The organism is Micromonospora sp. NBRC 110038, assembly GCF_020884815.1.
Classification (GTDB): domain Bacteria; phylum Actinomycetota; class Actinomycetes; order Mycobacteriales; family Micromonosporaceae; genus Micromonospora; species Micromonospora haikouensis.
The window spans coordinates 20,833-46,264 of record NZ_BBOL01000014.1 but is presented as its reverse complement, the minus strand read 5'-3'; the positions used below and the strand labels follow the sequence as shown (position 1 = coordinate 46,264).

The 25,432-nt window shown below is 73.6% G+C and carries 19 protein-coding genes; 13 read left to right on the top strand and 6 right to left on the bottom strand.

The genetic code is table 11. The features are described from left to right. Positions 1–93: 93 nt before the first annotated feature. On the top strand, positions 94–4,899 hold the full coding sequence (locus tag LPU61_RS31035) for a family 43 glycosylhydrolase (protein ID WP_229406926.1): 4,806 nt from the start codon (positions 94–96) through the stop codon (positions 4,897–4,899). A 71-nt stretch (positions 4,900–4,970) separates the two neighbouring features. Here LPU61_RS31035 and LPU61_RS31030 read toward each other — a convergent pair whose 3' ends face one another. Continuing rightward, entirely contained in the window at positions 4,971–6,377 is a 1,407-nt protein-coding gene (locus LPU61_RS31030; RefSeq protein ID WP_255700277.1) for a PLP-dependent aminotransferase family protein, read from the bottom strand. On the opposite strand from LPU61_RS31030, the gene LPU61_RS31025 reads away from it, so the two are divergent. Continuing rightward, complete coding sequence (locus LPU61_RS31025) at positions 6,376–7,362, top strand: DMT family transporter (protein ID WP_229406924.1); 987 nt, start codon at positions 6,376–6,378, stop codon at positions 7,360–7,362. The two genes, LPU61_RS31030 and LPU61_RS31025, sit on opposite strands and share 2 nt — an antisense overlap. On the opposite strand, the gene LPU61_RS31020 is transcribed toward LPU61_RS31025, so the two are convergent. Further along, entirely contained in the window at positions 7,359–8,918 is a 1,560-nt protein-coding gene (locus LPU61_RS31020) for a polysaccharide lyase family 1 protein (RefSeq protein WP_043963298.1), read from the bottom strand. The two genes, LPU61_RS31025 and LPU61_RS31020, sit on opposite strands and share 4 nt — an antisense overlap. Before the next feature lie 473 nt (positions 8,919–9,391). Between LPU61_RS31020 and LPU61_RS31015 the strand changes: the two genes are divergently transcribed. After that, positions 9,392–10,372, top strand: a complete 981-nt coding sequence (locus LPU61_RS31015; protein WP_374199737.1) for an ion transporter — start codon at positions 9,392–9,394, stop codon at positions 10,370–10,372. Positions 10,373–10,448: 76 nt separating this feature from the next. Here LPU61_RS31015 and LPU61_RS31010 read toward each other — a convergent pair whose 3' ends face one another. Further along, positions 10,449–11,465 carry a DUF1996 domain-containing protein gene (locus LPU61_RS31010; protein ID WP_052503789.1) on the bottom strand — a complete coding sequence of 339 codons (1,017 nt, stop codon included), beginning with the start codon at positions 11,463–11,465 and terminating at the stop codon, positions 10,449–10,451. A 321-nt stretch (positions 11,466–11,786) separates the two neighbouring features. Here LPU61_RS31010 and LPU61_RS31005 point away from each other — a divergent pair, with 321 nt between their 5' ends. The 3 genes from LPU61_RS31005 to LPU61_RS30995 all read left to right on the top strand — a co-directional run bounded on the left by LPU61_RS31005 (position 11,787) and on the right by LPU61_RS30995 (position 14,481). Further along, positions 11,787–12,086 carry a hypothetical protein gene (locus LPU61_RS31005; protein WP_043963300.1) on the top strand — a complete coding sequence of 100 codons (300 nt, stop codon included), beginning with the start codon at positions 11,787–11,789 and terminating at the stop codon, positions 12,084–12,086. Next, entirely contained in the window at positions 12,086–13,753 is a 1,668-nt protein-coding gene (locus LPU61_RS31000) for an amidase (RefSeq protein WP_229406922.1), read from the top strand. The genes LPU61_RS31005 and LPU61_RS31000 overlap by 1 nt, the downstream gene beginning before the upstream one ends. A gap of 152 nt (positions 13,754–13,905) precedes the next feature. Then, positions 13,906–14,481 (top strand): NADPH-dependent FMN reductase, encoded by a 576-nt coding sequence (locus tag LPU61_RS30995; protein WP_043963302.1) that lies wholly within the window; start codon positions 13,906–13,908, stop codon positions 14,479–14,481. A gap of 53 nt (positions 14,482–14,534) precedes the next feature. On the opposite strand, the gene LPU61_RS30990 is transcribed toward LPU61_RS30995, so the two are convergent. After that, positions 14,535–15,464, bottom strand: coding sequence for a diacylglycerol kinase family protein (locus LPU61_RS30990; protein WP_043963303.1), 930 nt, complete (start codon positions 15,462–15,464; stop codon positions 14,535–14,537). A 146-nt stretch (positions 15,465–15,610) separates the two neighbouring features. Between LPU61_RS30990 and LPU61_RS30985 the strand changes: the two genes are divergently transcribed. Further along, positions 15,611–17,239, top strand: a complete 1,629-nt coding sequence (locus LPU61_RS30985; protein ID WP_043963304.1) for an alkaline phosphatase — start codon at positions 15,611–15,613, stop codon at positions 17,237–17,239. A gap of 73 nt (positions 17,240–17,312) precedes the next feature. Here LPU61_RS30985 and LPU61_RS30980 read toward each other — a convergent pair whose 3' ends face one another. Beyond that, entirely contained in the window at positions 17,313–18,140 is an 828-nt protein-coding gene (locus tag LPU61_RS30980) for an amidohydrolase (RefSeq protein ID WP_229406921.1), read from the bottom strand. Between the two features lie 110 nt (positions 18,141–18,250). On the opposite strand from LPU61_RS30980, the gene LPU61_RS30975 reads away from it, so the two are divergent. Genes LPU61_RS30975 through LPU61_RS30950 form a run of 6 tightly spaced genes read left to right on the top strand, consistent with a single transcriptional unit; the run spans position 18,251 to position 24,086 of the window. Then, the gene (locus tag LPU61_RS30975; RefSeq protein WP_229406920.1) at positions 18,251–19,501 is read left to right on the top strand and encodes a M20 family metallopeptidase; all 1,251 of its coding nucleotides are present in this window, start codon (positions 18,251–18,253) and stop codon (positions 19,499–19,501) included. Continuing rightward, complete coding sequence (locus LPU61_RS30970) at positions 19,498–20,499, top strand: Gfo/Idh/MocA family protein (protein WP_043963306.1); 1,002 nt, start codon at positions 19,498–19,500, stop codon at positions 20,497–20,499. The genes LPU61_RS30975 and LPU61_RS30970 overlap by 4 nt, the downstream gene beginning before the upstream one ends. Positions 20,500–20,512: 13 nt before the next feature. Then, complete coding sequence (locus tag LPU61_RS30965; RefSeq protein WP_229406919.1) at positions 20,513–21,814, top strand: ABC transporter substrate-binding protein; 1,302 nt, start codon at positions 20,513–20,515, stop codon at positions 21,812–21,814. Between the two features lie 60 nt (positions 21,815–21,874). Beyond that, on the top strand, positions 21,875–22,837 hold the full coding sequence (locus LPU61_RS30960; protein ID WP_229406918.1) for a carbohydrate ABC transporter permease: 963 nt from the start codon (positions 21,875–21,877) through the stop codon (positions 22,835–22,837). Further along, positions 22,834–23,667 carry a carbohydrate ABC transporter permease gene (locus LPU61_RS30955; protein ID WP_043963308.1) on the top strand — a complete coding sequence of 278 codons (834 nt, stop codon included), beginning with the start codon at positions 22,834–22,836 and terminating at the stop codon, positions 23,665–23,667. The genes LPU61_RS30960 and LPU61_RS30955 overlap by 4 nt, the downstream gene beginning before the upstream one ends. Further along, on the top strand, positions 23,664–24,086 hold the full coding sequence (locus LPU61_RS30950; RefSeq protein WP_229406917.1) for an L-rhamnose mutarotase: 423 nt from the start codon (positions 23,664–23,666) through the stop codon (positions 24,084–24,086). The genes LPU61_RS30955 and LPU61_RS30950 overlap by 4 nt, the downstream gene beginning before the upstream one ends. A 135-nt stretch (positions 24,087–24,221) precedes the next feature. On the opposite strand, the gene LPU61_RS30945 is transcribed toward LPU61_RS30950, so the two are convergent. Beyond that, positions 24,222–25,352, bottom strand: a complete 1,131-nt coding sequence (locus tag LPU61_RS30945) for a mandelate racemase/muconate lactonizing enzyme family protein (RefSeq protein ID WP_052503792.1) — start codon at positions 25,350–25,352, stop codon at positions 24,222–24,224. Positions 25,353–25,432 lie beyond the last annotated feature (80 nt).

Here is a 25,432-nt window from a genome sequence, read left to right as displayed (position 1 = left end):
TTGTACCTGGTGGGGCCCTTGACTTCGGGGTTTTGTAGCGCCGAGAATTCGGGATTGTTAACGCTCACACCCCCGCCACCACGAGGGAACCCCATGCGCGAAGCTCCCCCGGAACCGCGATCCTCCTTCCCGTCCCGCTCCCGGCGCCGGGCCCGGCCCCTCGTCGCCGGGGCGCTCCTCGCCCTGGTCGCCGGTCTGCTGCCCGCCACCGCCGCGCCGGCCGCCGCCGCCGACGTGACCGACGGCCTGCTGGTGCGCTATGACCTGACGCAGACCACCGGCACGACCGTCACCGACAGCTCCGGCCGGGGCAACGACGGCACGCTCACCGGCGGCGGCACCTGGACCGGCCAGGGCGGTCTCGTCCTCGACGGCGTCGACGACCACGTCAAGCTGCCCAACAACATCATGGCCGGGCTGTCGTCGATCACCGTCGCCGTCGACGTGCTCGTCGACCCCACGCAGCAGACCCCGTACTTCATCTGGGGCCTCGGCAACCCGGCGACCTCGAACTCCGGCACCGGCTACCTGTTCACCAGCGGCGACGCCTTCCGCACCGCCATCACCACCACCAACTGGTCCGGCGAGAAGGTGACCGGCAAGGGCGCGAACCTCACCCGGGGCGTGTGGAAGTCCGTCACCTACACGCAGACCGGCACCACCGGCACCCTCTACGAGGACGGCGTGCAGGTCGCGCAGAACACCGGCGTCACCGTGCTGCCCAGCGCCATCGGCAACGGCACGACGACCAACAACAACCTCGGCCGGTCCAACTACGCCGCGGACCGCTACCTCAAGGGCCGGGTGGCCAACTTCCGCATCTACGACCGCGCGCTGCCCGCCGACGAGGTGGCCGCCATCGCGCTGCCCGACGCCACCCGCGTCGCCGGCGACACCGCCGCCCTCGACCTGGGCGACCTCTCGGCCGTGACCGGGAAGCTCACCCTGCCCACCACCGGCACGTACGGGTCGGCGATCGCCTGGTCCTCCAGCGCCCCCGGCACCATCAGCGCGACCGGCCAGGTGACCCGCCCCGCCCCCGCCGACGGGCCCGCCACGGTCACCCTCACCGCGACCGTCAGCCGGGGCGGCAGCAGCGACACCAAGGCGTTCACCGCCACCGTCCTGCCCAACGAGACCGACCAGACGCGGGCCGACGCGGCCGCCGCCGCCCTCTCGCTCGTGAACGCCGGCGACGTGCGCGGCAACCTCACCATGCCGAGCACCGGGATCAACGGCGCGACCGTCGCCTGGCGCTCCGCCAGCCCGGACGTCGTCAGCCCCGACGGCATCGTCAAGCGCCCCGCGCACGGGGCGGGCGACGTCAAGGTCACCGTGACCGCGACCGTCACCGTCGGCACGGCCACCGCCGAGCGGGCCATCGACCTGACCGTCCGCGAGCTGCCCGAGGCCGCCCCCTACGCCGGCTACGCCTTCAGCTACTTCACCGGCAACTCCATCGCCGGGGAGAAGATCTACTTCGCGGCCAGCCAGGGCAACAACGCGCTGCGGTGGACCGAGGTCAACGGCGGCCAGCCGAAGCTGGAGTCGAAGTTCGGCACCCTGGGCCTGCGGGACCCGTTCCTGATCCGCAGCCCCGAGGGGGACCGGTTCTTCCTCATCGCCACCGACCTGTCCATCGGCCGCAACGGCAACTGGGACGTCGCGCAGCGCCAGGGCAGCCGGTACCTGGAGGTCTGGGAGTCCACCGACCTGGTGAACTGGTCGGAGCAGCGGCACATCCTGATCTCCCCGCCCACCGCCGGCAACACCTGGGCGCCGGAGGCGTACTGGGACGCCGCCCGGGGCGAGTACCTCGTCTTCTGGGCCTCGAAGCTCTACGCGGAGAACGACCCGAACCATACCGGCAACACGTACAACCGGATGCTCGCCGCGACGACCCGTGACTTCGTCACGTTCAGCCAGCCGACGATCTGGCAGGACCCGGGCGACTCGCGCATCGACTCCACCGTGATCCGGGAGGGCGACACCTACTACCGGTTCACCAAGGACGAGGGCGGCGGCGGCACCGGCTGCTCCGACATCATCCAGGAGAAGTCGCCCTCGCTGACCGCCGTCGACCTGCCCGGCAAGCCCTCCTGGACGGTGCTCGACTCCTGCATCGGCCGCGACGCCGGCACCTCCGCCGTCGAGGGCCCCACGGTCTTCAAGGCCAACCCGGGCGACACCTCCGGCTCGAAGTACTACCTGTTCGTCGACGAGTACGGCGGCCGGGGCTACATCCCGCTGGGCACCGACGACCTGGAGAACCCGAACTGGAAGGTGCCGGCCTCCTACGACCTGCCCGCCAGCCCCCGGCACGGCACCGTCATCCCCGTCACCAAGGCCGAACTCGACGCCCTCAACGACGCGCCGCCGCCGGTGCGCGCCAACGCCGACGGCGTCGTCGCCCACTACGCGCTCGACCAGGCCAGCGGCACCACCGTCACCGACGACTCCGGCAACGGCTACGACGCGAAGCTGACCGGCGACGCGACCTGGGGCGACGGCAGCCTCGCCCTCGGCGGGACCAACGGCCACGTGGCCCTGCCCGACAACATCATGGCCGGCCTCGACGAGATCACCGTGTCGATGGACGTGAAGATGGCCACCGACCAGGCCACCCCGTACTTCATCTGGGGCCTGGGCAACACCGACTCCGACGGCGTCGGCAACGGCTACCTGTTCACCACCGGCAACAACTACCGGACCTCGATCAGCCTCGGCAACTGGACCGGCGAGCAGACCGTCAACGGCGGCAGCGCCGTCCCCCGGGGCGTGTGGAAGACCCTCACGTACACCCTGAACTCGGCCGGCACCGCCCGGATCTACCTCGACGGCGTGCGGGTCGCCGAGAAGACCGGGCTGACCCACCGCCCCGGCGACATCGGCGGCGGCCGGACCACGGCCAACTACATCGGCCGCTCCCAGTACGCCTCGGACAAGTACCTCAAGGGCCGGGTGCGCGACTTCTCCCTCTACAACCGGGCGCTCACCGACGGCGAGGTCGCCGCGCTGGGCTCCAACGGCACCAGCGTCGTGGCGGTCGAACTCGACAGCCTCAAGGTCCCCGCGATCATCGACGCCGCCAGCAGCACCATCACGCTGCCGGTCAAGCCGGGCACCGACGTGACCGCCCTCGCCCCGACGTACGTGGTCGCGCCGACCTCGACCGTCACGCCCGGCGGCGCGCGGGACTACTCGCAGCCGGTGACGCTGACCGTGACCAGCGCGGCCGGGGCGACCCGCGAGTGGACCGTGCGGGCGGTGCAGATGCGCTCGCCGGTGCTGCCCGGCTTCAACGCCGACCCGAACATCGTCCGGTTCGGCGACACCTACTACATCTACGCGACCACCGACGGCTTCCCCGGCTGGGGCAGCTCGAAGTTCACCGTCTGGTCGAGCCGGAACCTGGTCGACTGGACCGAGCACGACACGATCCTCGACCTCGGGCCGGACATCACCTGGGCCGACAGCAACGCGTGGGCGCCCGCCGCGATCGAGAAGAACGGCAAGTACTACTTCTACTTCTCGGCGCAGCAGAACATCGGCGTCGCCGTCGCCGACTCGCCGCTCGGGCCGTTCGTCGACCCCATCGGCAAGCCGCTGGTGAGCAAGGCCGACTACAACAACGCCCAGCAGATCGACCCGGCGGTCTTCACCGACGACGACGGGCAGAGCTACCTCTACTGGGGCAACGGCACCCCGTACGTGGTCCCGCTCAACGACGACATGGTCTCCTACGACGTCGCCAAGCGGGTGCGGCTGACCGGCCTCACGGACTTCCGCGAGGGCCTGTTCATGCACAAGCGCGCCGGGACCTACTACCTGTCCTGGTCGATCGACGACACCGGCAGCGAGAACTACCGCGTCGGCTACGGCACCGGCACCAGCCCGCTGGGGCCCTTCAGCGCCAAGGGGGAGATCCTCACCAAGGATCCGAGCCAGGGCATCCTCGGCACCGGCCACCACTCGATCCTGCAGGTGCCGGGCACCGACGACTGGTACATCGCGTACCACCGGTTCGGGATCCCCGGCGGCGACGGCACGCACCGGGAGACCACGATCGACCGGCTGTACTTCGACGCGGACGGCGCCATCAGGAAGGTCGTCCCGACGCTGGGCAGCGTCGACCCGCTGCGCTACGAGGGCGGGCAGCCGACGGCGACGGTCACCGACGCGGGGGCCGACGGATGGTACGGCGCGGACGCCGCCCTGACCATCACCGCCGGTGACAAGGTGAAGCTGGTCGAGTACCAGATCGACGGCGGCGGCTGGTTCCCGTACCGCGAACCGGTGGACCTGCCGGCGGGCAGCCACCGCGTCGACTACCGGGCCCAGGGCGTCAACCTCTTCTGGAGCGACGTGTGGTCGCTGCAGGTCAAGGTGGACGAGACCGCCCCGACCGTGCAGGCGTACCTGGTGGAGCGCAAGTTCGTGGTCAACGCCAGCGACGTCGACTCCGGCGTGGCCCGCATCGAGTACCGGATCGACAAGGGCGCCTGGCAGCCGTACCTGGCCCCGGCCCGGATCGACAGCTGCGCCCACGTGATCCGCTACCGGGCGTACGACGTGGCCGGCAACGTCAGCCGTGAGCGGGCCCTCAACGTGCCCGCGCTGGGCGACCCCGCCGAGGCCACCAAGCTCCCGTCGGTCAGCGGGACGGCCAAGGTCGGCAAGACCCTCACCGCCGACCCGGGCACGTGGGACGAGAAGAAGCTCACCTTCTCCTACCAGTGGCTGCGCGGCGGCAAGGTCATCGCCGGGGCCACCGGCAAGTCGTACGTGCCCAAGGCCGCCGACGTCGGGTACCGGCTCTCCGTGCGGGTGACGGCCACCCGTTCGGACCTGCAGCCCGGCACGGCCACGTCGAAGGAGACCGCGAAGGTCGTCAAGTAGGTAACCGGGTTCCATCGCCCACGGCCGAAGGCCACCTCCCCCGGGACGGGAGGTGGCCTTCGGCGCGCGTGCTACCGGTGGCGGCCGAGGCCCGCCAGGGCCCGGGCCAGCCGGCGTACGCCCTCGTCGAGCTGCGCCGCGCCGGCGGCGGCGTAGGTCAGGCGCAGGAACGCGGCCGGCGGCTCGGCGGCGTGCCAGGGCTGTCCGGGGAAGACGACGACCTGTTCGGCGGCCGCGGCGGCGACCAGGTCGGCCTCGCCGACGTGGTCGGGCAGCCGGACCCACAGGTGCAGGCCGCCGCGCGGCACGGCGTCGGGCCGCAGGTCGGGCGCGTACCGGCGCAGCGCCGACAGCAGCGCGTCGCGGCGCTCCCGCAGGGCGGACCGCACGGCGCGGCGGTGCCGGGCCCAGGCCGGCGAGGTGACGAACTCCAGGGCGGCGTGTTGCAGGGGGCCGGCGACGAAGAAGTCGTCGAGGAGGCGGGCGGAGCGCAGCCGCGCCCCGGCCGGTCCACGGGCGCCGAGCGCGGCCACCCGTAGCCCCGGCGCGACCGACTTGGTCAGCGAGCGCAGGTACACGACGTGGCCGTCGACGTCGTCCGCCGCCAGCGGCGGCGGCGGATCGCCGTCGATGCCCAGGTCCCGGGCGTAGTCGTCCTCGAGCAGGAACGCGCCCGCGTCCCGCACGGCGGCCAGCACGGCGGCGCGCCGGTCCGGGCGCAGGACGCCGCCGTGCGGGTTGGCGTACAGCGGCTGGCAGTAGAACAGCCGCGCGCCGGTGCGCCGCAGGGCCGTGGCCAGCAGGTCCGGCCGTACGCCGTCGGCGTCGGCCGGGACGGGCACCACCTGCCGCCCGGCCGCCCGGGCCGCCGCGAGCACGCCGAGGTAGGTCGGGGACTCCACCAGCACGGCCTCGCCCGGGGCGGTGAGCGCCCGGATCGCGGTGGAGAGCGCGGCCTGCCCGCCCGGGCAGACGGTCATGTCGTCGGCGTGCCACACCCCGCCGCACTCCCGCGCGAACCAGGCCCGCAGCTCCGCGCTGCCGGCCACGGGTCCCCGGTGCCACGCCTCGGGGCGGCGCGCGGCCCGGTTGAGCGCCGCGCCCAGCGCCGCGATGGGTTGCAGCGCGGGGTCGAGATAGCCGCCCGACAGCGGGACCGCCCCGGGCGGCGGGACGGCGAGCAACGCCTGCATCGCCTCCTCGCCCGCTGGCCGGGCCCCGAGCGCGACGGCCTGCCAGGACAGGTCCGGTGCGACCGGCGGGCCGCCGGGCGGGTCGACGACGAAGACGCCGCGGCCGGGGACGGCCTCCACCAGCCCCTCGGCCACCAGCCGGCGGGTCGCCCGCGCGACGGTCGCCGGTGACGCGCGGTGCCGGGCGGTCAACTCCCGCACGGACGGCAGCCGGGTGCCCGCGCCGGCGGCGATCACCCGACGCAGATCTTGGATAACGCGATCGACAGCGTTATCGTCGTTCATGAGAGCTGAGAGTAACACTTCCCGCCGTGGTGCGATAACGGGTAGCGCGCTGGGCGCGGTGGGCGTGCTGGCCTTCAGCATGTCCCTGCCCGCCACCCGCGTCGCCGTCGGCGACCTCGACCCGTGGGTGGTGGCCTTCGGGCGCGCCGTCGGCGCCGCCGGCCTGGCCGCGCTCTACCTGCGGGCCCGGCGGGTGCCCTGGCCGTCCGCCGGGCAGTGCCGAAGGCTGCTGGTCGTCGCCGCCGGGGTCGTGGTGGGCTTCCCCCTGTTCACCTCGCTGGCGCTGACCGCCAGCACGGCCGCCCACGGCGCGGTGGTGATCGCGGTGCTGCCGGGCCTGACGGCGGTCTTCGCCGTGCTGCGCGCCCGGGAACGCCCTCCGACGTCGTTCTGGGTCGCCAGCGGTGCGGGCGTCGTCGCGGTCCTGATCTTCACGACGGTCGGCTCGGGCGCGTCCGCCGCCCCGGCGGTCGCGGACCTGTTCCTGCTCGCGGCCGTCGTCCTCTGCGCGCTCGGCTACGCGGAGGGCGGCGCGCTGGCGCGAAAGCTCGGCGGGGCGAACACCATCTGCTGGGCGCTCGTGCTGTCGGCGCCCGCCACGGTCGCCATCACCGCCGTCGCCGCCGTGCGTACCCCGCCGCACGCGGGACCCGTCGCGTGGCTCGGGTTCGCCTACCTCACCGCCGTGTCGATGTTCCTCGGCTTCTTCGCCTGGTACGCGGGCCTGGCCCGGGGCGGCGTCGCCCGGGTCGGCCAGCTCCAGCTCGCCCAGCCCCTGCTCACCCTGGGCTGGTCGGCCCTCCTGCTCGGCGAGGGCGTCACGCCCGCCGCCGTCGTCGCCGCGCTGCTGGTCCTGCTCTGCGTCGCCCTCACCCAGCGCATCCGCGCCGCGCGGGTCGTTCCCCTTGCGGGCGGGAACCGGGGGCCGTCGCACGTGCCGACGGCCCCCGGCCCCGATTCCCGCCGATCAGCGGCGCGGCGCTAGCCGGCGTACGTCTCGAACTCGGCGACCCGCGGCGTGCCGTTCGCGCCGGTGATCTCCAGGTTGATCTTCTTCAGCGAGGTCGGGCTGAAGGACGCGACGCCCACTCCGTTGCTGCCCGAGGCGAGCACGGCGCCGGTGTCGTTGTTGACCAGTCGCCAGGAGCGGATGACGCCGGTGGCGCCGGAGGCCTCGCGGATGTTCACCGAGCCGACCCGGACGGCGGCGTCCCACTTGACCGAGATCCGGCCGGTGGAGCCGGAGGGCGACCAGAAGGTGCTCAGGTTGCCGTCCAGCACGTTGCCGTAGCTGCTGCCGTCGGCCTTGCTGGAGCCGTCGGCGCCGGCCCCGAGGCTGAGGTTGGTGCCGCCCGGGTTGGTCGGGCCCGGCGTCGGGGTGGTCGGCCCGGGGGTCGGGTTGGTCGGCGCGGGCGTGGTCGGTGCCGGGGTCTGCGGCGTGCAGCTGCCGTCGGACACCTGCAGGCCCTTGTTGGCGCCGGCCGTCTGGCGCACCAGGTTGGGCACGCAGCTGGCCCCGTCGAGGCGGTAGGAGTAGGGGATGCTGACGGTGGTGGTGGAGGTCGGGTTCGGCCCCGCCGGGTAGTTCTCGTTGCCGGGGCTGGACCAGGTCACGTTGTCGAAGATGTTGCCGGCGACCTGCCACGAGCCGCGCTCGTTGGTGTAGAAGGTGCCCAGGACGTCCTTGGAGTCCTTGAAGTAGTTGTTCTCCACCTTGGCCTTGGCGCCGGCCCGCGAGTTGATGCCGGACTCGCGCAGGTTCACGTACGAGTTGTTGTACATGTGTGCCGTGGCGCCGCGCAGCAGCGGCGCGCGCGAGTCGAGGTTCTCGTACAGGTTGTGGTGGAACGTGATGTAGTTGTTCCCCAGGTCGCTCTCGCTGGAGCCGACCAGGCCGCCCCGGCCCGAGTTGCGCAGGATGCTGTAGGACAGCGTCACGTACTGCACGTTGTCCTTCATGTCGAACAGGCCGTCGAAGCCCTCCGCCTCACCGCCGGAGGCCTCCAGGGTGACGTGGTCGACCCAGACGTTGCGGACGGTGCTCTCCATGCCGATGGCGTCGCCGCCGTTGGAGGTGGGCGAGCCCGACTTCTTGACGTTCCGGACGGTCACGTTCTGGATGATGATGTTGCTGGAGTCGCGGATGTGGATGCCGAGCTGGTCGAAGACCGCCCCGCTGCCGACGCCGACGATCGTGACGTTGCTGATCTGCTTGAGCTCGATCAGGCCGGCGTTGGTGTTGCAGCTGTCGCCCGACACCTTGGCGGTGTTGCCGTGGTTGATGGTCCCTTCGACCTGGATGATGATCGGGGTGCTGCTGCTGGCCCGGGTGCACAGCGCCGTGTGGATCGCGGTCCCGGTGGTGGCGCGCACCGTCTGCCCGCCCGCGCCGCCGGTGGTCCCGCCGTTCTGGGTCGCGTAGCCGGTCACGCCGCCGGTCGCCGCCGACGCCTGGGGCGTCGGCAGTGCCACGCAGATCGCGGCCCCGATGACCGTCGCGGCCACCGCCGCGTGGAGTCGCAGTGGGACTGGTCGTCTCATCCTTGCCTCGCCTTCGATGTGTTCCTGGAGGTGGTACGCCCGGCGACTGCCGGAGGCGACGAGGAGGCCCCCGCCCTGGGACGTGGTCTACGGGAGCCCGTCGCCGTCGACATGTCGACGGGCGGCGTGCTGCGTCTTCGTCATGGCGTCCACCCTCGTTCCGGTGCGTCGGCGTCCGGTATGGGACCCGGCCGCGCCGGACCGGTGGCGGTGGCAACATGCGCAGGAGATCGCACCGGACCGCGGCGATGATCGCCGCCGACCGACCGGACCCGCGTCGCCTGGAAAGCGCTTTCCGACACCGAGAATAGGGATCGGTGAATGGGTATGGCAAGGAGGTGTCCGCTTTGTGCACTAAAGCCCTCGGTGCCCACCGCCACCACGTCGCCCGTCGTCGAACGTGGACACTTCGTGTCACCGGCCGACCACGACCGTCCAAGATCGCGTCGGGGTGGGCCCGGTAGGGTGGGGGGATGCTCGATGCGCCTCCGCCGGTGGCCGGCGGGGGGTCGTCGTCCCGAGGGGGCCGCGGGCCCGGTGGGGGGCCGTCGTCCCGAGGGGGTGGCGCGCCCGGTGGGCGGCCGGCGGCGGGACGGGGCGCGGCGGGGCTGGCCGGGCGGTGCGCGCGGGTCACCCGGTCCCGGCCCTTCGAGATCGCCATCGTCGTGCTCATCCTGGCCAACGGGGCGGTGCTCGGCGTCGAGACGTACCCGGACCTGGGGTCGGCGCGGCCGGTGCTGCGCGGCCTGGAGTGGGCCTTCCGGCTCGCCTTCGTCGCCGAGATCGGCGTGCGGGTGCTGGCCTACGGCCGTCGTCCGCAGGACTTCTTCCGCCACGGCTGGAACGTCTTCGACTTCCTGGTGACCGCCGCGATCTTCGTGCCCGGCCTGCACGGCGACTCCGCGCTGCTGCGCGTCGTCCGGGTCGCCCGGATGCTACGACTGGTGCGCTTCTCGCCCGGCCTGCGCACGATCGTGGCGGCGTTGTGGCGCAGCCTGCCGGGCGTCGCCGGCTTCCTCGCGCTCGCCGGCGTGACGCTCTACGTGTACGGCATGGCCGGCTGGCTGATCTTCGGTCGCTCCCAGCCGGAGGAGTACGGCGACATCGGACGGTCGCTGCTGACCCTCTTCGTGCTGCTGTCGCTGGAGACCCTGCCCGACCTCGTGGCGCAGGGCATGGCCCTGTCGCCGTGGACGCTGGTCTACTACGTCAGCTACGTGATGATCACCGTCAACCTGCTGCTCAACATCCTGATCGCGGTCATCGTCAACTCCATGGAGGAGGCCCGCCGGCTGGAGATGACCGAGCGGCTGGCCCCGGACTACGACGCCGACGGCGACGGCGTGCCCGACGAGGTGGACCGGATCGCGCTCACCCAGCGGCTCGACGACCTGCGGGCCGTCATCGCCGAACTGGAGCGGGAGCTGCGCATCGACCGCGACGACAGGCCGTAGGACCCGGCGGCCCGGCGGGCGAAGACGCGGCGGCGCGCGCCGGCCGGTGGGTCGACGCGCGCCGCCGCCGGGGGCGTCACTGCTGGATCGGCTGCCCGTCGTTGCCGCAGATGTAGCCGTCGACGATGCAGGTCTTCACCCGCCGGGCGAGCTCCGCCTCGTCCCAGGCGTTGAAGAAGTCGCCGTGGAACGTGTAGCCGGGGGCGGTGGTCACGTTGGCCCCGTTGCGGATGCCGGCCAGGCTGAGCCCGGTGCCGCGCACGTCGTACGTGATGAGGAACTCCAGCCGGGGCACGGGCACCGGGTGGCTGGCCGGGCAGGTGCCGCCCACGCCGCCCAGGCCGAACGCCATGTGGCTCTTGTGGTCGGGGCTGTCCAGGTTCTTCCCGTCCCAGCAGGTCGGGAAGTCCAGGTACGTCTCCAGCTTGGACCCGGCCGGGCAGACCGGGAAGTCGCCGCTGGCGGCCGGGATGCCGACGCAGTTCCACCGGGCGGCGGGGTTCTGGCCCGCGCTGGTGGCAAGCGGGTTGCCCACCACGATCCGCAGGCCCTGGGGGTGGGGCTTGACGTTCGCCCGGTCGGTGAGGCCCTGGTAGTAGATCCGGACGCTCTGCGGCTTTTGCGCCACACCGTTCTGGTAGAGCGTCGGCACCCAGTACGCGGACTTGTCGGCCACCGGGTTGCAGGTCGTCCCGCCGGCCCGCAGCGAGGCCAGGTCGGTGTACGCGTTGGTCGTCGTGTTGCCGAAGAACTCGTGCGTGTGCGAGGCGCCCGGGCGGCCCGACATGACGATCGGGTCGTCGTTGGCCCGGCCCTTGCTCGGGCAGTCGGCCCGGAACTCGGAGCCGCGCACCGGCGCGAGCTGGAGTTCCAGGGCGGCGGCCTCCTGCTCGGGGCTGAGCGCGTACGCGTGACCGGCGTGGGTGCCGGCGGCGGCCGGACCGCCGGTCGCCGCCTGCGCGTCGACGGCGTCCCGGTCGGCCAGCACCCCGCCCGCGACCAGGGTCAGCAGCGCCACGGTCAGCGCGCCGACGCGGCGCAGGGGCGGGCGGGGGATCGGGCCGGCGTCGCGGCGCCCTCGGATGAACCGCATGCTTCCTCCTCGCCCGGCGCACCGGGCACCGGCCCGGGATCGCCGGGCCGTAGACGGGATGGGTGGGAGAGCGCTCTCTGCGTCATTGATAACCGAACGCAGTTATGCCTGTCAATCTCAGTGACGGTACGGCAGGTCCACTCCGGACGGTCCGGCCCCGGGGCGGCCCGGCGGGCGGGCGGAGCGGGGCGGCCCGCGCCCGCGCAGGTCAGAGGGCATAGACCCGCGTGGGTTCATCGCGTCGAGATCAACTCGACACGCCGGCGACACGGCCCGGTCCGACAGTGGGCGCATCATCTCCCACCCCAGGAGGAGCACCCCTTGGCGCCAACCCCACCGACCGACGCCGAACTGGACGTCCTCATCCGCGCCCGGCTCGCGTCCCTCGGCATCGACCTCGACCAGCTCCCGCCCGGCACCACCGCCGACCCCCAGACCGGTTCCCCCGGCCGCGACACCGTACTGGCGTCCCTGCGGTCCTTCGTGCGTGGCACCGTCGGCACGCTCGCCGCGTACCAGCTGCCCGCCCCGGCCGGCACCGACCCCGTCGTCGCCATGGCGCTGTCCCAGCAGCCCGCGCCGATGCTCTACCCCTCGATCAGCACGGAATGGCGGAAGTGATGACCGCAGCCCCCGTCGACCGTGGCGTCGACCGCCGAGCCTTCCTCGCCCGCACCGCCGCCTTGGCCGCCGCGTCGGCGGTCGGTGGCGCCGTCGGGCTGCCCGCCGTGGCCTCGGCGGCCGGTCCGGCCCGAACACCCCTGCTCACGGCGGCGAAGTGGAACCCGGCGCTGGACGTGCCCAACGCCTACGTCAAGCCCCGCCCGGAGGCCGTGGCCGACCCCACCGAACTCACCGTCGCCGAGGCGGCCTGGCTGATCCGCGCCGGCAAGCTCACCCCCGCCAGGCTGGTCGAGGCGTACCTGGCCCGCATCTCCACGTACGACGGCACGTACCAGGCGTTCAACCTGGTGCTCGCCGAGGCGGCGGCCAAGGCGGCGGCCGCCCTGGCGAAGAAGCCCCGGCGGGGCGCGCTGCACGGCATCCCGCTGGCGATCAAGGACAACTACTACACCGCGGGGGTGCCTACCACGGCCAACTCCTACCTGTTCGCCGACTTCCGGCCGCCGTACGACGCCACGGCCGTGTCCCGGCTGCTCGCCGGCGGGGCGATCGTGCTCGGCAAGACCCAGATGGGGCCGCTGGCCACCACCCGGGCGACCACCCCCAGCGGGGTGGTCACCACCGTCAACGCGTGGACCCCGGCCGACAGCCGCACCGACCCCGGCGGCTCGTCCACCGGCACCGCCACCGCCGTCGCCGGGCGGCTCGCCGCCTCCGGCACCGGCACCCAGACCGGCGGCTCGATCACCGCGCCGTCCAACGCGCAGAACCTCACCGGCCTCAAGCCGACGATGGGCCGGGTCTCGCTGCACGGCATCATCCCGCTCAGCTACACCCGCGACCACCCCGGCCCGCTGGCCCGCGACGCCAAGGACGCGGCCATCATGCTCACCGCGATGGCCGGCGAGGACCCCGCCGACCCGCGCACGCAGGGCCTGCCCGGGGTGCCGAAGCTGATCGACGCGGCCACCCCGGCGTACTCCGGCGGCAAGCTGAAGCTGCGCTGGAAGACCCGCATCGGCGTGCTGCCGGGCTTCACCGCCGGCACCACCGAGACGGCGGCGGCGCGGGCCGCGTACCTGGCGACGCTCGCCGCGATTCCCGGCGCGACCGTGGTGGACGTGCCGCTGCCCGACGAGTGGGACCTGCTCACCGGCAGCGCGTTCAACAACGTCCGGCTGCCCGAGCGCAGCGAGCCGTTCATGCCGTACCTGCGCACCGACCTGCGCGGTTTCGGCGTGTCGGTGACGGGCTGGCTGCAGGGCGCGCTGCTGGGCGCCGACGAGTTCATCACCGGCCAGCGGGCCAAGCTGCTGCTCATGGAGCGGGTGCTCGACCAGCTCTTCGCCTCCTGCGACGTGGTGGTGCAGACCAGCCCGGTGCCGTTCGACATCCTCGGCCTGCCGGAGATCGCCTTCCCGATCGGGTTCACCGCCGCGGGCGTGCCGATCGGCACCATCCTCGGCGGCCTGCCGTACGGCGAGGACCGGCTGTTGTCGGTGGCGGCGGCGTACCAGGCGGTCACCGACTGGCACCGGCGGCGTCCCGCCGACCCGCCGGCGGCCCCGCCCGCCCCGGCCGCCGCGGCGCGCGGCCTGGCGTCGCCCGCGGCCCCCGCCGCCCTGCGGCTGACCGCCGAGGAGGTCGCCGAGCTGGCTCAGTGAACCCCGCCGTCGCCGGCCCGCCGCCTTCGGGCGGGCCGGCGACGACGGCATGCGGCCCCCGTCGCGTCCGGATTGACCTCAACCCTGGTTGAAGTCGTACGGTCGGCGGGTGGTCGTCGAGGGACGGCCCGTTGTCCCCTCTGGAGGATGCGTTGTCCGAGTCCCCGTACCGGTTGGCCGTCATCGTCGGAAGCGTCCGCGACGGCCGGTTCGGCCCCGTCGTGGCCGACTGGTTCTGCCGCCAGGCGGGCCAGCGCGCCGACCTCGTCGTCGATCTGGTCGACCTCGCGCACGTCCCGGCGGCGCTCGGCGGTGTGCCGGGTGCCGTGGCCCCGGACGAGGCACCCTTCGCGGAGCGGATCGCGGCGGCCGACGCCGTCGTGGTGGTGACGCCGGAATACAACCACAGCTACCCGGGGCCGCTGAAGGCCGCGATCGACTCGGTGGGCGGCCAGTGGCACGCCAAGCCCGTCGGCTTCGTCTCGTACGGCGGCATCTCCGGCGGCCTGCGGGCGGTGGAGCCGCTGCGAGGGGTCTTCGCCGAGCTGCACACCGTCACCATCCGCGAAACGGTCAGCTTCGCCGGCGCCCACGGGTGCTTCGACGCGGCCGGGGAGCCGGTCGACGCGGGACCGGTCAACCGCGCGGCCACCGCCATGCTCGACCAACTGGGCTGGTGGGCCGAGGCGCTGCGCACGGCGCGGGCGGCCCGGCCGTACGGAGGGTGAGAAGGGAGCCCTTCTCTACCGGATGCGTCAACAGGGGGCCCTTCCTTGCGCCGTCAGCGGTCGAGGGCGTCGGCGGGGGCCATCACCCGCAGCGCGTTGGCGGCCAGCCCGATCCGGATCGGGGTCTGGCCGCACAGCTCGCCGTCCACCTCGACCCGCGCCGGTCGGTCGGTCTCCAGCCACAGCTCGCCGACGGCGAGGAACGGCGTCTCGGCGAGGGTGCGCCGGGCCCCCGTGGCGGCGTTGCGGGCGGTGTCCCGCAGCAGGCCGCGCCGGGTCGGCCCGCCGACCGGGTACGCCACCAGCAGCCGGTCGTCGGCGTCGGTGTCGGCGGTGATCGGGCGGCCGGCGTGGAAGCCGCCGTTGGCCACGTACAACTGGTGGGTGTGGAACTCGTGCGTCGCGTCCCCGGCCCGCACGGTGGCCCGCAGCGCCCGGTGCCGGGCCAGCAGCGCCAGCGCGGTCGCCGGGTACGCGAGCCGGCCGGTGACCCGCTTGAGCGCGGGCGGCGTGCGCAGCATGATGTCGGCCGACATCCCCACCCCGACGTGGTTGGCGAACGGCACGTCCCCGGCCAGCCCCAGGTCGACGTCGATCACCTTGCCGTCGGCGAGGACCGCCACCGCGGAGGCCAGGTCCAGCGGGAGGCCGAGGGTGCGGGCGAAGTTGTTGGTGGTGCCCAGCGGCAGCAGGCCCAGCGCCACGTCGCGGTGCGCGAGCAGCCGGGCGGCGGCGCTCTGCGTGCCGTCGCCGCCGCCCGCGACGAGCAGGTCGGGCCCGAGCGCCAGGGCGTCGTCGAGGCTGCGCTCCAGCTCACCGGGGCGGTCGGCCGGGTACGCCCCGAGCAGCTCGAAGCCCGCGCGGGTCAGCAGGGCCCGGGCGTGCTCGTAGAGGCGGCGACCCCGGCGGGAGCGGGCGTTGACCACCAGCGCCGCCCGCCGATCGCGCCGGATGGCCGCGCCCAACTCATGCTTCGTCCGCATGGCTGCCGACCCTATCTCCGCCGGCCGGGGATTCCGGTGGCCAGGCCGCCGCGTGGCGCGGGAACGGCCGACGGCCGGTGAAGGATCGGCGAACAGTGGCGGGCGGGGCAGCGGGCGAGACGGTGAAGACGGTAGATACGTGAGGCATGACGAACACCATCGACCGTCGTACCCTCCTGCGGCTGGCCGGCGCATCCGCCGGCACGGCCGTGCTCGCCGGCGCCACCCTGACCGGCGCGGCACCCGCCGGCGCGGCCGGCGGCGCGTTCCGGCACGGCGTGGCCTCCGGCGACCCGCTGCCCGACGGGGTCCTGCTCTGGACCCGGCTCACCCCCACCGACGAGGCGCAGCCCGGCTCCGGCGTCGGCCCGGAGGCGGAGGTGACCTGGCAGGTCGCCGCCGACCCCGACTTCGCGACCGTGGTGGCCCAGGGTGCCCTGACCACCGGCCCCGCCCGCGACCACACCGTCAAGGTGGCGGTCACCGGCCTGGCCCCGGCCACCACCTGGTGGTACAGGTTCGGCTACGCGGGGGCGTGGTCGGCGACCGGGCGCACCATGACCGCGCCGCCCGCCGACGCCGACATCGACCGGCTCCGCCTCGGCGTGGTCTCCTGCGCCAACTGGGAGGCGGGCTACTTCTCGGCGTACCGCAACCTGGCCGACCGCGGCGAGGTCAACCTCGTCGTGCACCTCGGCGACTACCTCTACGAGTACGGCACCGGCGAGTTCGACGCCGGCGGGTCGGTGGTGCGGCCGGTGCTCCCGGCGCACGAGGTGCTGACGCTGGCCGACTACCGGATCCGGCACGCGCTGTACAAGACCGACCCCGACCTGCAGGCCCTGCACGCCTCCGTGCCGTGGGTGATCACCTGGGACGACCACGAGGTGGCCAACGACCAGTGGTCCGGCGGCGCGGAGAACCACACCCCGGCCACCGAGGGCGACTTCGCCGACCGGGTCGCCGCCGCCCGGCAGGCGTACGCCGAGTGGATGCCGGTGCGCACGGGCGCGGACGGGGCGATCTACCGCCGGCTGCGGTTCGGGCGGCTGGCCGAGCTGTCCATGCTGGACCTGCGCAGCTACCGGTCGCAGCAGGCGTCGGGCTCCGCCGTCGACGACCCGGCCCGGACGATCACGGGCGACGCGCAGATGTCCTGGCTCAAGAGCGGCCTGGCGGCCTCCACCGCCCGGTGGAAGCTCGTCGGCAACCCCGTGATGATCGCCCGGGTCGACCTCGCCACGCTGCCCGCCTGGCTGCTCGGCCCGATCGGCCGGCTGCTGGGCGTCCCCGAGAACGGCGTGGTGCTCAACCCCGACCAGTGGGACGGCTACAACGCCGACCGCAACGAACTGGTCGACCACCTGCGCGCCACCGGCACCCGCGACGTCGTCTTCCTGACCGGCGACATCCACACCTCGTGGGCCAACGAGGTCACCACCCGGGCCACCGGCACCGCCACCCCGGCCGCCGTCGAGTTCGTGGTGCCCTCGGTGACCAGCGACAACGTCAACGACTTCCTCGGCCTGCGGGAGGGCAACGCGCTCAGCGTCCTCGGCGCGGACCTGCTCCGCGCGACCAACACCCACGTGCGGTGGACGGAGCTGGACGGCCACGGCTACGGAGTGCTGGAGGTGACCCGGCAGGCGTGCCGGATGGACTGGTACCACCTGGCCGACCGGACCCGTCCGGGCAGCGCCAGCCGGTGGGTGGCCGGCTGGTCCGTGGCCGCCGGGTCGTCGACGCTGCGCCGGGAGGCCGCGCCGCAGGCGTGACCCGGCTGCGGCGGGACGGGCGGGCAGCGGACCGCCCGTCCCGCCCCGGGGGCCGTCCCGCCCGGCCCCGGCGTCACCGCCCGCTCAGGGCGCGGTGGAGGTTGCCGCCGAACACGTCGGCCGCCTCGGCGGCGGAGAGCCCGTCGAGCCCGACCGGGCGCAGGGTCTGGGCGAACGACACGTGGTCCAGGCTGGGGGAGAAGTCCGAACCCCAGTAGAGCCGCCGCGCGCCGAACCGGTGCAGCAGCAGGTCGACGAAGGGCCGGGCGGCGTCGTGCGGGTACGCCTCGGCGGGGTCGCTCACGGCGTACAGGCCGGAGACCTTGACCCCGACGTGCGGTAGGTGGGCCAGGTCCGTCAGCGGGGCGAGCCGGTCGGCGGCGGCCTGGTCGGCCGGCACGGCGCGCTGCCGGCCGGGCAGGCCGAGGTGGCTGAACAGCACCGGGCAGCCGTCGAGCGAGGCCAGTGCCCGCCCGAGCCGGCCGGTCGCCTCGGGCGTGGCGTTGAGGCTGACCACCGCGCGGGCGTCGTTGAGCGGGCCGGCGACGGTCAGGGCCCAGCCGGCGAACGCGTCGGCCGCGTCCGGGTCCGGCAGGTACGCGGCGACGCCCGCGAACCCCGCCGCCCAGAGGCGGTCCAGGCCGGCCCGGTCGGTGCCGGTGACCGGAACGTACGCCACCGGCGCGATCCAGTCGTGGGTGGCCGCGAGCGCGGCGAGGTGCCCGTTGTTGCCGGCGAACTCCGGCGCGCCCTCGTAGCCGACGACGAGCGCCCGGCCGATGCCGTGTTCGTGGCGCAAAGTCCGGTAGACGGCGAGTTCGTCGCCCCCGGCCGGGGACCTTCCGTAGCGGCCCGGATACCCGTCGGCGAAGAGGTGCAGGTGTGCGTCGGCGCGTTCCATGGCCGGACCCTAACCGATTCCGAGCTGCCCATTGACGTGGGAGGACCCCTCGCTTAGGTTCTTGTCTCAATTAGGTCCGGATTATCGGACGCAGGCGAGGGGTGGTCCGCGTGGTGCAGGCGTACGAGGGTGTTGATGATCTGGTGCGGCTGCGACGGCAGCTTCACCAGCACCCTGAGCTGCGGTTCACCGAGAAGCAGACGGCGGCGGTCCTCGCCGACCGGCTCGCCCCGATCGCCCGGGTTCGCTCCGGTGTCGCCGGCACCGGTCTCGTCGCCGAGATCGAAGGGCGTGCGCCGGGCCCCTCGGTCTTGCTTCGGGCCGATATGGACGCCTATCCGGTCCAGGACGCCAAGGAGGTGCCCTGGGCGTCGGGCAACCCGGGGGTCTGCCACGCCTGCGGGCACGACGTGCACATGAGCGTCGTCGCCGGCGTCGCGGCCCGGCTCGCGGCCGACCCGCCCGCGCGGGGCACGGTGACCGTGCTGTTCCAGCCGGCCGAGGAGATCCCCTTCGGCGAGGACTCCGGCGCCGCCGCCGTGCTCGCCGACGCCGCCCTGCGCGGCCGGCGCTTCGACGCCGTCCTCGGCCTGCACTGCTGGCCCGACCTGCCCGTCGGCGCGGTCGGCGTCGACCGGGAGACCGCGATGGCGGCCAAGGACGCCTTCCGGGTCGAGGTGCTCGGCCGCGCCGCGCACGCCGCCACCCCCGCCCTGGGCCGGGACGCCATCCTCGGCCTGGCCGGCATCGTCAACCTCCTGCACGCCGGGGTCGCCCGCTCCCGCAACCCGCACGAGCTGGTCGCCTTCAACATCGGCACGATCGCGGGCGGGGCCAGCCAGAGCCAGGTCGCCGAGCGGGCGGAGGCGACCGGCACCCTGCGCACCCACGACGAGGCCACCCGCGCGCGGCTCAAGGAGGTCATCGAGCGCATCGCCCGGCAGCAGGCCGCCGCGCTCGACCTGGGCCTGCGGTTCACCTGGGCCAACGAGATGCCGCCGGTGCGCAACGCCGCGCCGCTGGTGGCCCTCGCCCACGCCGAGCTGCCCGCCGTGGTCACCGTCGCGGACCTGACCGCGCCGCCGCTGACCACCGACGACTTCGCCCTGCTGGGCGCGCTCGGCCCCAGCCTGTACGTCAAGCTCGGGGTGACCGGCGAGCGCGGCGGCGCGCCGCTGCACTCCGGCGCCTTCGACGTCGACGAGCGGTGCATCGGGGTGGGCGTGGCCGCCCTGGACCGCCTCACCCGGGCCGTCCTCGCCGGCCGCCTCGCCGAGGCGGAGACCGCCGACGTCCCCGGCGCGCGGGCCGCCGACGCCGCCCCCGCCCCCGCCGCCGCCTCCGAGGCGGTCGGGGCATGAGCCGCCCGTCCGTGGCCGTGGTCGGCGCCGGGGCGTTCGGCGTACGGCACCTGGCCGCGTACCGGTCGCTCGGCGTGCCCGTGCACGCCCTGGTGGAGCCGGACGCCGAGACCCGGGCGCGGGTGGCCGCGGAGCACGACGTGCCGCGGACGTACGCCACCGTGGCCGAGCTGCTGGCCGCCGCCGGGCCGGACGCCGCGTCGGTGTGCGTCCCCGGCCCGGCGCACCGCGCGGTCGCCGTGGACCTGCTCGCCGCCGGGGTGCCCGTGCTGGTGGAGAAGCCGCTCGCCGCGACCGCCGCCGACGCCGCCGCCATCGTGGCCGCCGCCGAACGCGCCGGTGTGCTCTGCCAGCCGGGGCACATCCTGCGGCACAGCGCCCCGCACCGGGCCCTGCACGACGCGGTCCGCGCCGGCCGGATCGGCGAGGTGCTCGCCGTGTCGTCGCGCCGCGACCGGCCCCGCACCCTCAGCCGGCTCTTCCCGCGCGAACACCCCGCGCTGCTCACCGCCGTGCACGACATCGACCTCGCCCTCTGGTACGCCGGAGCGCCCGTGGTCGAGGTCCGCGCGGCGGCCCGGACCCGACCCGGATCGGCCACCCCGGTCCTGGTGTGGGCGGAGCTGCGGCACGCCAACGACGTCGTGTCGTCGATCCGCAACAGCTACCTGCTGCCCGAACACACCCCGAACCACACCTCGGACCTGGTCGAGGTGTACGGCACCGACGGGGTCGCGCACGTCGACCTCGGCCACCCCACGCTGCTCGTCCAGGGCGAGCCGACCGAGGCGCCGGACTGGCTCCTCTCCCCGGTCGACGGCGGCGGAGCGCTCGCCGCCGAGCTGCGGCACTTCCTCGGCCGGATCGACGGCACCGAGCCGACGGCGGTCGTCCCGCTCGCCGACGGCCTGCACGTCGTCCGGGTCGCCGAGGCCGTGGTCGACAGCGCCTCCGCCGGCGGGTCGGCCCGCCGCGTCCCTCAGAGCCCCCACTTGTGACAGGAGCTACCCGATGTTTCGACGGAGTTTGGCCGGCGCCCTCGCCGCCGGCATGGCGGCCGCCGCGCTGCTGACCGGATGCGGCGGCGGCGGTGACGACGCCAGCGACGGCCCGGTCACCCTGAAGGTGCTGACCTGGGAGCCCGGCGGCACCGAGTACTGGAAGCAGGTCAAGAGCACCTTCGAGGCCGGGCACCCGAACATCAAGCTGGAGATGCAGTCCGTCCCCTTCGACAAGTACCCCGAGGTGCAGGGCCCCTACATCACCTCGCAGTCCGGGCCGGACGTGATGGCCAACAACGCCGGCCTGGAGCTGTTCGACCGGCGCGGCGCGTACGTGCCGCTGGGCGACAAGGCCGCCGAGATCACCAAGGACCTGGTCACCTACAGCGGCGCCTGCGAGGGCTTCGACACCAGCAAGACCTGCTACGGCGTGCCGTTCTCCTATCAGGGCAACGTCCTCTACTACAACAAGGCCGTCCTGACCGCCGCCGGCCTGGACCCGGAGAAGCCCCCGGCGACCTGGGACGAGTTCGGCGCGGCCTGCGACGCGGTGAAGAAGGCCGGCAAGACCTGCCTCGCGCTCGGCCTCTCCGGCACCTTCCCGGCGTACTGGGACTTCCCGGAGATCGCCCGCAACTATCTCACCGAGGACGACATCCGGGACCTGCTCGCCGGCAAGCTGTCCTGGAAGGACCCGAAGCTCGTCGCGGTGCTGGAGAAGCTCGCGGAGATCACCACCAAGGGCTGGGCGAACAAGAACGCCCCGTCGATCACCATGCTCCCCGACGGCGCGGACATCTTCCAGCGCGGTGACGCCGCGTTCGCCGGCACCATCATCTCCGACGCGGTGAACTGGGAGGCGTTCGGCAAGGCCCTCGGCGACGACAAGCTCGGCGTCACCCGGTGGCCGGCGATCGACCCGGCGGCCCCGCTGGCCCAGAAGTTCTCCGGCATCGAGGGCGCCGTCTACGGCGTCACCCAGTGGAGCCAGAAGAAGCAGGCCGGCCTGGAGTTCATCACCTGGCTCGCCGGCAAGGAGAACGGCGAGCTGTGGGTCAAGTACGGCAAGGGCCAGCCGCTGAACAAGAACGTCGACAAGGCGCTGCTGCCCTCGTCGCCGGCCTTCCTGAAGATCCAGGAGCTGGTGGCCCAGCCGACCCTGCACGCCGGGGTGATGCTCTCCGGCCCCGAGGCCGACGCCCTGGCCCGCGGCTGGCAGCAGGTCACCCTCGGCCAGCTCACCGTCGACAAGTGGGCCGAGCAGATGCAGCAGGCGCTGGAGCGAAGCCCCACGAAGAAGCAGACCAAGTAGCCACCCCGGGCGGGGCGACCCTCGTCGCCCCGCCCGGCCAGCCCCGGGGGAGGAACCCTGATGACGATCTCCACGGCGCCGGTGTCGGAGCCGGTGGCCGCCGACGCCCCGCCCGCGCCCGGCCGCCGCCGGGCCCACCGGCCGGGACAGGCCCGGGAATGGTGGCTCGGCGCCGCGCTGGTGCTGCCCGCGCTCGCCCTGGCCGTGCTGTTCAAGCTGGTGCCCCTCGCGCGGGGCGTGCTCACCAGCTTCGAGTCGTCCAGCGGGTTCGGCGGCAGCGAGTTCGCCGGGGCCGACAACTACACCCGGATGTTCGACGACCCGATGGTGCGCACCAGCTTCCGCAACGCCCTGCTGGTGGTGGCCACCCTGCCGGTGTGGATCGTGGTCCCGCTGGTGCTGGCGCTGCTCATCCACCAGCGCTCGCCGGGCTGGAAGTTCTTCCGCGCCGTCTACTTCGTGCCGTACACCATCGCGCCCATCGTCGTCGGCATCATGTTCCGGCAGATCCTCGCCCCCGACGGGCCGCTCAACGCCCTGCTGCGCGGCGTCGGCCTGCAGCCGCTGGCGATCGAGTGGCTCAACGGCCGGCACAGCGCGCTGTTCTCGCTGGTCGCGGTCGCCCTGTGGAGCTTCTTCGGCCTCGGCGTGATGACCTACCTCGCCGGCCTGGCCACCATCCCCGAGGAGACGCTGGAGGCGGCGTACCTCGACGGGGCGGGCTTCTGGCGGCGGCTGTTCTCGGTGGTCGTGCCGATGCTGCGCCCGACCGTGGCGTACTGGAGCGTGCTCTGCGCCTCCGGCGTGCTGATCTGGCTGTTCCCGCTGATCTACGCGCTGACCCAGGGCGGGCCGGGCGACGCCACCATGCTCCCCGAGTACCTGGTCTTCCTCACCACCTTCCAGTTCCTCGACCGCGGCTACGGCTCGGCCATCGGCATCGCCCTGTTCGTCTTCGTCGCCGTGCTGTCGATCTTCAGCGTGCGGCACATGTTCACAGAGGGGACCCGTAAGCCGCGATGAACGCGCGCCATTCCGCCCGCATCGGGCGCTACCTGCTGACGTTCGCGTTGGTCGTCGTCGCCGTCGCAGCGATCTACCCGCTGCTGTTCACCGTGGTCAGCTCGCTGAAGACGCAGGCCGGCTTCGCCGAGGACCCGCTGGGCCTGCCCGCCGGGATCACCCTGGACAACTACCTCGAGGCGTTCCGCCGGATGAACATGCCCCGGCTGCTGCTCAACTCGCTGATCACCACCGTCGGAGGGCTGGTGCTGTCGGTGCTCGCCGCGCTGCTGGTCGCGTACGCGGTGACGAAGCTGCGCTTCCGCGGTCGCAAGGTCGTCTTCCTGCTGATCATCGTGACCCTGACCATCCCCAGCCAGGCGATCATCTACCCGCTCTACCAGACCGTGCTGGACCTGGGCATGTCCGGCGAATACCAGGGCCTGATCCTGGCGTACGCGGCGTTCGGGCTGCCGCTGGGCACATACCAGCTTGCCGGCTACTTCCAGCAGGTGCCCGACGAGCTGATCGAGGCGGCCCGGGTCGACGGCGCGGGGCACCTGACCATCCTGTTCCGGCTGCTCGCCCCGATCGCCACCCCGGCCCTCGCGGCGCTGGCCATCTTCAACTTCGTCTGGATGTGGAACGACCTGCTGCTGCCCCTGGTCATCATGGGCGGCTCGGACAGCAAGACGCTGATGGTCGGCGTCTCCCTGCTCAGCGGCCAGTACGACGTGTCGGTGCCGCTGGTCAGCGCCGGCCTGATCGTCGCCCTGCTGCCGGTGCTGGTCATCTACCTGGTCTTCCAGCGGCAGCTCGTCTCCGGCGCGCTGGCCGGCTCCGGCAAGTGAGCGCCCCGGCGGGTGCCGGCCCCGGTCGTCCGCCGGCCGGCGGCGCCGGCCCGGGGCGGCGCGCGGCGGGCGCGACGGCCGGGCCGGGGGAGCAGGTGTGCCACCTGTACCGGCTGCGTCCCGGCGCCGAGGCCGAGTACGAGCGCCGGCACGCCGAGGTGTGGCCGGAGCTGTCCGCGTTGCTCGACGAGGCGGGGATCTACGAGTACGCCATCTACCGGCGCGACCTGCTGCTGATCTGCGTGCTGCGGACCCGCTCGGGCTTCGCCCACGCCGGCGCGGTCACCGCCGCCTCGCCGGTGCAGGCCCGGTGGACGGCGTCGCTGGCGCACCTGTTCGCCGAGATCGCCGACGCCGACGGCGAGCCGCTGTGGGCGCACCAGGTGTTCCACCACCCCGGCCACCCGGCACCCGCCTAGCGGGGCGGTGTGCGCCGCCCCCACCGCACCCGCGTCGCCCACCCCACCGCACCCCACCCCGCGCACCCCGCGCCGCCTGCGCCTGCGGTGAGAAGGGTTCCCTTCTCTACCGCAGGCGTTGACAGGGGCCCTTTCTTACACCGCGTACGCGACGGAGCCGTCGGCGCGCAGCGGGATGCGGGTCAGCGGACGGCCGGTCAGGTCCAGCGGCGTCGGGTCGGACAGGTCGAGGGTGACGCCCAGCCCGGGGTCCTGCGGCACGGGCAGGAACCCGCCCTCGCGGCGCACGCAGGCCCGCGCCGGGCCGTCGGCGAGCGCATCGTCCAGCGGCGAGTACTCCTGGGTGACGAAGTTCGGGATGACCGTGTCCAGGTGCACGGAGGCCATGGTCAGCAGCGGGCCGAGGCAGTTGTGGGTGACCACGGCCGCGTGGTGCGCCTCGGCCAGCGCGGCGATCTTGCGGGCGTGGCTGAGGCCGCCGGCGAGCCCGACGTCGGGCCGCACGTACTGCGCGCCGCCCTGGGCGAGCAACTCCTTGAACTCCCAGATGGTGTGCAGCCGCTCCCCGTTGGCCATCGGCACGCCCGGCGCCCGCCGGAGCACCCCGGCCTGGCTGCTCACGCTGTCGATCTGGATCGCGTCCTCCACCATCAGCGGGTGGTGCCGGGCCAGCGCCGGCACGACCGCCTCGGCCTGCAACGGGGTGAGCTTGCGGTGCAGCTCGATCAGCAGGTCGACGTCCGCGCCGACGGTGTCGCGCACCGCCGCCGTGGTGGCCTCGGTCTCGGCCACGAGGCGGGCCTGCGACAGGTCGCCGTAGTTCGCCGGCAGCGGGTCGAACTTCACGGCGGTGAAGCCGTCGGCGACGGCGGCGGCAGCCTCGGCGGCGAGGGCCTGTGCGCCGGTGCCGCCCAGCAACAGGTGCAGCCGGATCCTCTCGCGCACCCGGCCGCCGAGCAGCTGCCACACCGGCACGCCGAGCCGCTTGCCGAGCAGGTCCCACAGGGCCAGGTCGACGGCGGAGACGGCGGCGGTGAGCACCGAGCCGCGGAACGGGCCCATCCGGTAGAGGTGGTGCCAGTGGTGCTCGATCCGGCCGGCGTCCGCCCCGATCAGGTAGGGCCGGAACGCCTCCACCACGGCGTGCACCGCCGTCGGGTAGCCCCAGCAGGCGGACTGGCCGACCCCGGTCAGCCCGTCCGCCGTGTGCACCTGGACGAAGTGCGCGTCGCCGCGCACCGCCGACTCGACCTCGACGATCTCCATGCCCGCTCCCAAATTAGAGACCAATAACGGCCACAAACTTGCTTCAGCACTCTTCCATAGCCTTGGACTGCTGGTCTAGG

Coding starts and splice junctions, on each gene's coding strand:
- LPU61_RS31015 (WP_374199737.1), top strand. CDS start 9,392: ATGCTCGATGCGCCTCCGCCGGTGGCCGGCGGGGGGTCGTCGTCCCGA.
- LPU61_RS31035 (WP_229406926.1), top strand. CDS start 94: ATGCGCGAAGCTCCCCCGGAACCGCGATCCTCCTTCCCGTCCCGCTCC.
- LPU61_RS30945 (WP_052503792.1), bottom strand. CDS start 25,352: ATGGAGATCGTCGAGGTCGAGTCGGCGGTGCGCGGCGACGCGCACTTC.
- LPU61_RS31020 (WP_043963298.1), bottom strand. CDS start 8,918: ATGAGACGACCAGTCCCACTGCGACTCCACGCGGCGGTGGCCGCGACG.
- LPU61_RS31010 (WP_052503789.1), bottom strand. CDS start 11,465: ATGCGGTTCATCCGAGGGCGCCGCGACGCCGGCCCGATCCCCCGCCCG.
- LPU61_RS30990 (WP_043963303.1), bottom strand. CDS start 15,464: ATGCGGACGAAGCATGAGTTGGGCGCGGCCATCCGGCGCGATCGGCGG.
- LPU61_RS30980 (WP_229406921.1), bottom strand. CDS start 18,140: ATGGAACGCGCCGACGCACACCTGCACCTCTTCGCCGACGGGTATCCG.
- LPU61_RS31000 (WP_229406922.1), top strand. CDS start 12,086: ATGACCGCAGCCCCCGTCGACCGTGGCGTCGACCGCCGAGCCTTCCTC.
- LPU61_RS30985 (WP_043963304.1), top strand. CDS start 15,611: ATGACGAACACCATCGACCGTCGTACCCTCCTGCGGCTGGCCGGCGCA.
- LPU61_RS30970 (WP_043963306.1), top strand. CDS start 19,498: ATGAGCCGCCCGTCCGTGGCCGTGGTCGGCGCCGGGGCGTTCGGCGTA.
- LPU61_RS31025 (WP_229406924.1), top strand. CDS start 6,376: ATGAGAGCTGAGAGTAACACTTCCCGCCGTGGTGCGATAACGGGTAGC.
- LPU61_RS30965 (WP_229406919.1), top strand. CDS start 20,513: ATGTTTCGACGGAGTTTGGCCGGCGCCCTCGCCGCCGGCATGGCGGCC.
- LPU61_RS30955 (WP_043963308.1), top strand. CDS start 22,834: ATGAACGCGCGCCATTCCGCCCGCATCGGGCGCTACCTGCTGACGTTC.
- LPU61_RS31030 (WP_255700277.1), bottom strand. CDS start 6,377: ATGAACGACGATAACGCTGTCGATCGCGTTATCCAAGATCTGCGTCGG.
- LPU61_RS30960 (WP_229406918.1), top strand. CDS start 21,875: ATGACGATCTCCACGGCGCCGGTGTCGGAGCCGGTGGCCGCCGACGCC.